Genomic DNA, 7,224 nt, shown 5'->3' on the forward strand with positions numbered 1-7,224 from the left:
ATGTGAGACGGTCCGCAAAGACAGTTCAGACCAATCCAGTCGATGGCGGGTGCCTGATCGGCTTTTTCCAGAAGCATCCTTGCGGAACAGCCGTTCGGACTGAGTCCGTCCGGACCAGCCGCAAAACTGATCGCAATGCGTGAAGCCGGACAGAGATCGCGAATCGCTTGCGAAATGTCTTCCATCTCGCGAAAATCCGGCTGGGTTTCCAGCAGAAAGTTCGTTACCCCCTCGTCCAGAAAGAGACGGGCAAGCGGTTCAAACACCAGACGAGGATTTTCCTGTTTCGAAACCGGACCAAGATCCGCGAACAGCAAAACATCGCTGCGTCCGGATTTTTCGATCGCCGCGTTTGCGGTCTGTACAGCCTGATGAATCAGATGCGCCGTCAGATGGGGATTTTGGGTATACAGGCCAGGAACGGAAAAGGTACACGTCTTGATCGCGCTGGCACCACCCTGCAGGTATTCAAGGTGAATGGCTTCGATGCAGGCGGGATCGTCCAGAAGCGCCTGATCGACCTGATCGGCGGGATTCTGTGTTTTCGCAGCATAGTACGTCCCGTAGGCGCCGTCAAACAGCACGGGATAGACAACGTCTTTCGCGAATTTTGAAGGCTGGGGATCAGTCATGTGCGGATGTCTCCTTTTTGTCGGATTCTCGATTTTTCTTTTCAAAAAAGGTTTCCGCAATCTGAACCGAAGCTCTCGCATCGGGCGCGTACCAGTCGGCCTTTATGTTTTTCGCGGCTTCTTCGGTCAGAACCGCGCCGCCGACCATGATTCTGGGCGGATTGTCGAGCGTGTGAAGAAGGGCGATGGTCTCTTCCATCGCTTTGAGCGTAGTCGTCATCAAAGCGGAAAGACCGACCAGACGAATGTTTCGTGAAACGACCGCATCCAATACGGCTTGCGGGGAGACATCGCGGCCCAGATCGATGACGGTAAAGCCATAGTTTTCCAGCAGCGTCTTGACGATGTTCTTTCCAATGTCATGGATATCGCCCTGCACGGTAGCCAGAACGATTTCACCGCGCGATTCCCGGTTTTTGCCGGACGCTTCGAGCGACTGGGCGATCACTTCAAAAACCGCCTGCGCGGCATTGGCCGACTGGAGCAGGGACGGCAGATACAGAACGCCTTTTTCATAATCCGTACCGACACGATCGAGACACGGAATGAGCAGTTCAGACGTGAGTTCGATTTCGTCTTCGCCTTCGCGCAGAAGGTCTTTAGCGGCCTCGGCTGCCTCGCCGGAAAGACCTTTATAAATGGCATCCATCAGACGGGCGCGGGAATCACAGCCGCCAGACAGCGGTGCAGCATTCGCGCCGCTTGTCAAAGCGGATTCGGCCGACGGATTTACTGGGCTCGAAGTTTGAATCGACGCCGCAGCGGATGTCGCTGCCGGTTTCTGCGTTTCGAGAAACTGCCTTTGCGCAAAACGTTCGATGTAGCCGCGGCAGCCGTCATCGATCTGGCGAAGGACTTTGAACGCCGCAATCGTATCCATCAGCGGTTCCAGAGACGGGTTGATGATCGCAAAGTTCAGACCGCACTGCAGCGCGGCGCTCAAAAATGCCTGGGTCAGAATCGGCCGGCAGGGAAGACCGAAGGAAATGTTGGAAACACCAAGGATCGTTCGCGTATCGGGTTCTTTGTTCAGTTTTTCGATTGTTTCCAGACTGCATTTTGCCTGATCCTGCTGAGCGCTGACGGTCAGCGTCAGCGCGTCAAACCACAGATCGCCGTGGGCAATGCCGTATATGGCGGCTTCCTGTTCCAGGCGACGGGCAATTTCCAGACGGCCTTTTGTACTGTCGGGAATTCCGGCATCATCCAGACAGAGGGCAACGACTGGCGTGCCGTATTTCTGGGCGAGCGGGAAAATGGAATCCATGCTTTTTTGCGAACCGTTTACCGAATTGACGGCGCATCGGCCCGACGCCTGGCGCAGTCCGGCTTCAAGCGCTTTCGGATTGGAAGAGTCCAGAAGCAGGGGCAGATCGCAGACGCTTTGAATCGTACGAATGACCAGCGGCATCAGGCGAACTTCGTCCACATCCGGCGCGCCGACATTCACATCCAGAATGTTTGCGCCGGCTTCTTTCTGTTCAATGGCGAGGCGGGCGATGAAATCAAAATCTTCCTCGCGCAGCGCCTTCTGCATGCGCTTTTTCCCCGTCGGGTTAATGCGCTCGCCAACGACCTGAATCCCGTCACACAAAGTGAACAGACGATCCGAACAGATGGCGTCCAGCCGCTTTCCGGCTGGCCGCAGCGGGTGGTTTTTCAAGGCTTTTGAAAGCCGGGAAATGGTGCTGGGGGTCGTCCCACAGCAGCCGCCGATGGCTACCGCACCGGCTTCGACGATTTTTCGGACAAAGCGAACAAAGTCTTCGTCCGAAAGATGGTAGTGTCCGCTGATCGGATCGGGCAGACCGGCATTGGGCTTGCACAAAATGGGCAGGCTGGTCACGTCATGAAGCCTCTTGACCAGATCGACCAGCTGATCCGGACCGAGGGAACAGTTCAGACCGATCGCGTCCGCGCCCAGGGACTGCAGGGTAATGGCGGCACATTCGATGCTGGTGCCGGAAAAGGTCCGGCCGCTCTGTTCAAACGTCATCGTGACCGCAACGGGCAGCGAACTGTTTTCTTTTGCGGCCAGCAGGGCAGCTCTGGCTTCGGCTAAATCGCTCATCGTTTCAATGACAATCAGATCCGCGCCGGCACTTGCGCCGGCTTTGACCATCGCCGTAAACTGCGCATAGGCTTCGTCAAAGGTGACGCTGCCCATCGGTTCCATCAAAATGCCAAGCGGACCAAGATCGAGCGCGACTTTGGAGGAGGTTCCTGCAGCGGCATTTCGGGCGAGCGCCACGGCCTGCTGAATGATGACTTCGTACGATTCCGGTTCGTCCTGGAATCGATCCGGGGAAGCGCCAAACGTATTGGCGTAAATCACATTCGCGCCGGCTTCGATATACTGGCGGTGAATGCCTTCAATCACTTCGGGGAACAGAACGTTGTTTCGCTCGGGATGACGAAGCAAAGGCAGCCCGGCTTTCTGGATCATTGTTCCCATGGCACCGTCCAATACGATCAGTCGGTCAGGTTCAAACAGAGTCAGAAAGCGATTGGAAGTGTCTGTATTTTGGTAATGGGGAGATGTCGTTTCAGTTTTCATAGCAGCGAAGTCCTCCTTTAAGGTATTTGCAGTCTGGGCGAAGCGGGCAGTACGCGCAGCCGCGGATTTTTGCAGGAAGGGGCGTGCGGCTCAGCCCGATGAATGCGGTAACGGATTTGGTCGGAACCATCATGCGGGAAGGCAGAACGTGTACGCCAATCGTCTGTGCAAGCTTTAAGAGTTCAGCCAGATCGCTTTGTAAAGAAAGCGGCAGATCGCCGTATCCGCACGAAAAGCGATCGCTGAAATACCAGCCAGGAAGCTTCTGCTGCAGCTCTTTTGTGCAGGCGTCGAGTTCTTCGTCGATCAAAGCGCTTCCAAGTGCGTCAAAAACCAGAGCTTTCGCACTGTTCTGTACTTCAAATTGAGAAAGCTGCCGGTCAAAATCGCCAGAAAGCGTTGCCCCGAGAATCAGAACTTTCTCGCAGTGTGCAAGCAGACTCTGAGCCATACGGCCGCTCAGGACGATTCGCCCCTGATCTACAGAGATCGAATCTCCATTGCGTTCGAGATCAAAAACGCGAAAGATAAAGCGAAAATGCGTATTTTCCTGCAGCGGATGCCGCAGCTCTTCTAGCAGCGGTTCATAGCGCGAAACGGCCGCTTTGGGTACGTGACAATAGCGCAGGGCCGTCTGCTTCAAATTTTCCGTCCATTTCATGAATTCCATTATAATGAGCATGGTTTAAACAGGCTAACTCTTGTAGAAGCCGACGGCGTACGAAAATCTGCAGACGATGTCTGCAGAAGAGAGTGAATTTGTTCTGGAAAGCCGTGTCTTTGGAAAGGAATCTTCGTTATGAAAAAATCTGTCCTTCGCACATACGGTGCGGGTGTTCTTCTTTGTGCTTCGCTGCTTATGGGCGCCTGTTCGCATGCAGAATCCGCTGCGGATTCGTATGCGGTTCGTTCATCGTCCCTGCAGGAAAGTTCGAGTACCTCCCTTTCAAGTAATGCCCCGGTCAATGAGACGGTTACTTTTACCATGCATGTGATGCATCAGGATGGGACAGGCAAGCAGATTCAGCTCACTACGAATGCCTCCAATCTGGCCGACGCGCTTCTCGAGCAGGGATGGATTGCGGGCGAACAAAGTCAGTACGGCCTTTTTGTGACCGAAGTCGATGGGGAAAAGGCCGAAAAGGGTGCCTGGTGGAAACTGCAGATCAACGGCGAAGACGCCCAGACGGGCGTAAGTTCGATTCAGCCGGAAAACGATGCCGTCTACACATGGTCCTATGAGCAGTAAGTCCCGCACCCTGCTTTACGATGCCTGCTTTGGCGCGCTTTACGGCGCTCTGATGTTCGCTCTGAAAATGGCGATGGCGTCCCTGCCCAATATTGAACCGGTTACGCTGCTCGTTCTGGTGGCCGGCTGCTGTCTGGGAAAGAAAGGCTTTCTGGCGATCTGTGTCTATATCGTCTGCGAACTGCTCGTCTGGGGAGCCGGCGTCTGGAATATGGGCTATGTCCTGGTCTGGCCGCTTCTCTTTGACGTGGCCTATGCCTGCCGTCGCATCCGATCGATCTGGTTCTGGAGTCTGCTGGCTGGCGTTTTTGGCTTTTCCTTCGGGTTCTGGTTTGCGCTGATTTTTGGACTGTTCAATGGCGTATCCGCTGCCTTTTCGTGGTGGGTGGCGGGTCTTCCTTTTGATCTGGTCCATGGCGTGGCCAATATGGTCGTGACGTTTTTTCTGTTTCTGCCGCTTCGCGGGCTGTGTAAACGATTCGACCGGCGCGCTCCGGCAGGGCGCCGCTAAGCCAGAAAAAAGCGATGTGCTGAATTTTTAATGTATACCTTTTGAAAAAATCATAAGGCAAAAGAATCAAACAAATTGGATGATAATGTCTTAACATAGGTTTTTAAAATGTCTATATATGGCGATTTATATGGCGATTTTTGGCGATGCCTTGGATTTTCAGTGGCTTCTTTGGTCACTAAAATGGAATAGTCAGAAAACGCTTACAGGTGTTGAAGAGGCGCACCTATACTAGGGGTAAGAAAAGCAGGAGGAAAAAGAAAAATGAACACTCTGCGAAAACTTACTCTGGGCGCCGGCGCGCTGCTGCTTCTTGCTGGCTGCTCTACAACGCCGGCGGCCAAAACGCCGACCGACGCTTCAGCTTCGGAAGGAAAGGAAAAAGCGGCCGTTTCCGCTGCCATTCCAAACCAGGCCACCACGCCGCACTATGATGTCGTAAAACGAGACGAAGCAGCGACGATCGACGGCAAGATCGACGAAGACGTCTGGTCGAGCGTACAGAATATCTCCGGATCCTTCTTCTATCCATGGGCAGATAAAGAAGCGCCGGTAACGGTATTCGAAGCGTACAACGACGGAACCGATCTGTACTTCATGTTTGAAGTTACCGATCCGGAAGTCCTCGTGGAAGAAGACTGGAAAGACGATGAAAGTACAGTCGATGCGGAAGACCGCGTAGAAATCTTTCTCGCGCAGGGACCGGTAGACCTGCCGACACCCAAAGGCATGCCGCTCTACTACGGTGTAGAAATCGACCCGAAGGGACGCGTTCATGACTATTCCATCGAGTACTATCGCCACTTTGACGGAACCTGGAATCTTGAAGGTCTTGAAACCGCTGGCGTACAGACCGACGATGGCTACGTTGTCGAAGGCAAAGTGCCGCTGAGCACGCTGAAAGATCTGAACCTTCTTAAGGAAGATGGAACGATGCGCACAGGCGTATACCGTGCCGAATTCTCGTCTCCGGAAAAAGAAGGCGACGATACCGTCATGGAATGGATTTCCTGGGTAGATCCAAAAACCGAAGAACCGGACTATCATGTCGATTCTTCCTTCGGTGAATTCCGTATCCTGAAATAGCACGATCTGTTCCAGACCGCAGACGGCCTGTCGTTTGAAATACATCCACAAGGCAGTCCTGACCGTTTTTTCGGAAGGGCTGCTTTTCTTTTGGTCGAGTTTAAAATCAGAAACCGGTTTGAAAAGGAAGGACGAGCCGGAATACACGTTTCGGATTCTGAACCGTATAACGGTACAGAAACCCGGAACGTTTTCTTTTTGGTCCTCTCAGAGGGTGAAAAAGCGGGTCTGATAATAAAGTTAAAAATAATTATGAAGGTACAAATGAATTACGATAGTGACAATGTGTATACTAAATTTTTAAAAGATCAACCAATTTAACAAATCGGGTGGAATAATAGAGAATCTTAGTTAAGAAATGTCCGAATTGCTCATAAAATCAGGTTTAGAGATGTCCGCAACGAATTAAAAGTAATGCCATAATTCCCAGCCAGAAAAGGAAAATCCGGGCAGATTTTCCCGAAAATGGACGCGAAGAACGGTTCGCCGCGCCATTTTCCGAAAATGCAACAATTTTTGTACAGGTCAGATGATTTATTTCCAATCCATAATCTGACCTGTCTTTTTGACAGGAGAAAGATGTATGAAGTATCCGATTCTCAAGCAACTGGCCCTCGTTCTGATGAGTGTTTCGATGGCGCTCAGTCTGGAAATTTCTCCCGCGCTCCAGAGTCATCGAATGCAGATTCAGGCCAAAGAAGACGATTCAGGACTGACGTATGCGTATCCCGAACCCGTTTAAAATATCGATGCGAGTCTTTTAGGGGAAGAAGATCGAAAATTTGAATTTTCCAGCCGGGAAAAAGACGTACAGCCGTATGAAGGGACGTTCGAAGAGCGTGTGAATCAGCTGCGGCGCGATTTGCCGCAGGGGCGCTGCTGGAACCATTTCAGTCCGGATTCGGCCTATTCCCTGACCAGTACGACGGACGTTCCGTGTTCGGATCATGGTTCGCGCAGCGGAAGCGTCAAATGCAACAGCTTCGATCAGGGCGTGCAGTGCGCCGGCTTTGCCTACCTCTGTTATTACAAGTGCCATGGCTATTTGCGCAGCTCGCGGATCGGTACCCGGTATGTGGTTGGAAACGAAGGCATTCGGGCAGGCGATGTGATCCGTATGAGCGGGCATACCGCCTTTGTCTGGAACGTAAACGGCGATCAGCTGTCGATTCTCGAAGCCAACTATGGA

Annotated in this window: 8 protein-coding genes; 5 read left to right on the forward strand and 3 right to left on the reverse strand. The window is 52.6% G+C overall.

The window, feature by feature from the left end; translation table 11 throughout:
- From ACLUYS_RS08670 to ACLUYS_RS08680, 3 genes are all read right to left on the reverse strand, one after another.
- A partial coding sequence (locus ACLUYS_RS08670; RefSeq protein WP_412659617.1) for a homocysteine S-methyltransferase family protein occupies window positions 1-632 on the reverse strand: 632 nt, incomplete at its 3' end.
- Window positions 625-3,189 carry a homocysteine S-methyltransferase family protein gene (locus tag ACLUYS_RS08675; protein WP_412659618.1) on the reverse strand — a complete coding sequence of 855 codons (2,565 nt, stop codon included), beginning with the start codon at window positions 3,187-3,189 and terminating at the stop codon, window positions 625-627. The genes ACLUYS_RS08675 and ACLUYS_RS08670, both read right to left, overlap by 8 nt.
- Window positions 3,179-3,850, reverse strand: a complete 672-nt coding sequence (locus ACLUYS_RS08680; protein ID WP_230266727.1) for a hypothetical protein — start codon at window positions 3,848-3,850, stop codon at window positions 3,179-3,181. The genes ACLUYS_RS08675 and ACLUYS_RS08680 overlap by 11 nt, the downstream gene beginning before the upstream one ends.
- Before the next feature lie 138 nt (window positions 3,851-3,988).
- Here ACLUYS_RS08680 and ACLUYS_RS08685 point away from each other — a divergent pair, with 138 nt between their 5' ends.
- The 5 genes from ACLUYS_RS08685 to ACLUYS_RS08705 form a co-directional block, all read left to right on the forward strand.
- Window positions 3,989-4,438, forward strand: a complete 450-nt coding sequence (locus tag ACLUYS_RS08685; RefSeq protein ID WP_230266726.1) for a DUF4430 domain-containing protein — start codon at window positions 3,989-3,991, stop codon at window positions 4,436-4,438.
- Window positions 4,428-4,949 carry a hypothetical protein gene (locus ACLUYS_RS08690; RefSeq protein WP_230266725.1) on the forward strand — a complete coding sequence of 174 codons (522 nt, stop codon included), beginning with the start codon at window positions 4,428-4,430 and terminating at the stop codon, window positions 4,947-4,949. The genes ACLUYS_RS08685 and ACLUYS_RS08690 overlap by 11 nt, the downstream gene beginning before the upstream one ends.
- A gap of 264 nt (window positions 4,950-5,213) precedes the next feature.
- Window positions 5,214-6,035 carry a sugar-binding protein gene (locus tag ACLUYS_RS08695; protein WP_230266724.1) on the forward strand — a complete coding sequence of 274 codons (822 nt, stop codon included), beginning with the start codon at window positions 5,214-5,216 and terminating at the stop codon, window positions 6,033-6,035.
- A 583-nt stretch (window positions 6,036-6,618) separates the two neighbouring features.
- Complete coding sequence (locus ACLUYS_RS08700; RefSeq protein WP_412659619.1) at window positions 6,619-6,777, forward strand: hypothetical protein; 159 nt, start codon at window positions 6,619-6,621, stop codon at window positions 6,775-6,777.
- Between the two features lie 99 nt (window positions 6,778-6,876).
- Window positions 6,877-7,224, forward strand: a 348-nt coding sequence (locus tag ACLUYS_RS08705) for a CHAP domain-containing protein (RefSeq protein ID WP_412659620.1), incomplete at its 3' end; no start/stop codon positions are given.

This window comes from Allobaculum sp., from assembly GCF_047010065.1.
Classification (GTDB): Bacteria; Bacillota_I; Bacilli_A; order Erysipelotrichales; family Erysipelotrichaceae; genus Allobaculum; species Allobaculum fili.

What these genes read in the sequence shown, in the direction of transcription:
- ACLUYS_RS08675 (WP_412659618.1), bottom strand. Translation starts at nt 3,189, where the DNA reads ATGAAAACTGAAACGACATCTCCCCATTACCAAAATACAGACACTTCC.
- ACLUYS_RS08685 (WP_230266726.1), top strand. Translation starts at nt 3,989, where the DNA reads ATGAAAAAATCTGTCCTTCGCACATACGGTGCGGGTGTTCTTCTTTGT.
- ACLUYS_RS08680 (WP_230266727.1), bottom strand. Translation starts at nt 3,850, where the DNA reads ATGAAATGGACGGAAAATTTGAAGCAGACGGCCCTGCGCTATTGTCAC.
- ACLUYS_RS08695 (WP_230266724.1), top strand. Translation starts at nt 5,214, where the DNA reads ATGAACACTCTGCGAAAACTTACTCTGGGCGCCGGCGCGCTGCTGCTT.
- ACLUYS_RS08690 (WP_230266725.1), top strand. Translation starts at nt 4,428, where the DNA reads ATGAGCAGTAAGTCCCGCACCCTGCTTTACGATGCCTGCTTTGGCGCG.
- ACLUYS_RS08700 (WP_412659619.1), top strand. Translation starts at nt 6,619, where the DNA reads ATGAAGTATCCGATTCTCAAGCAACTGGCCCTCGTTCTGATGAGTGTT.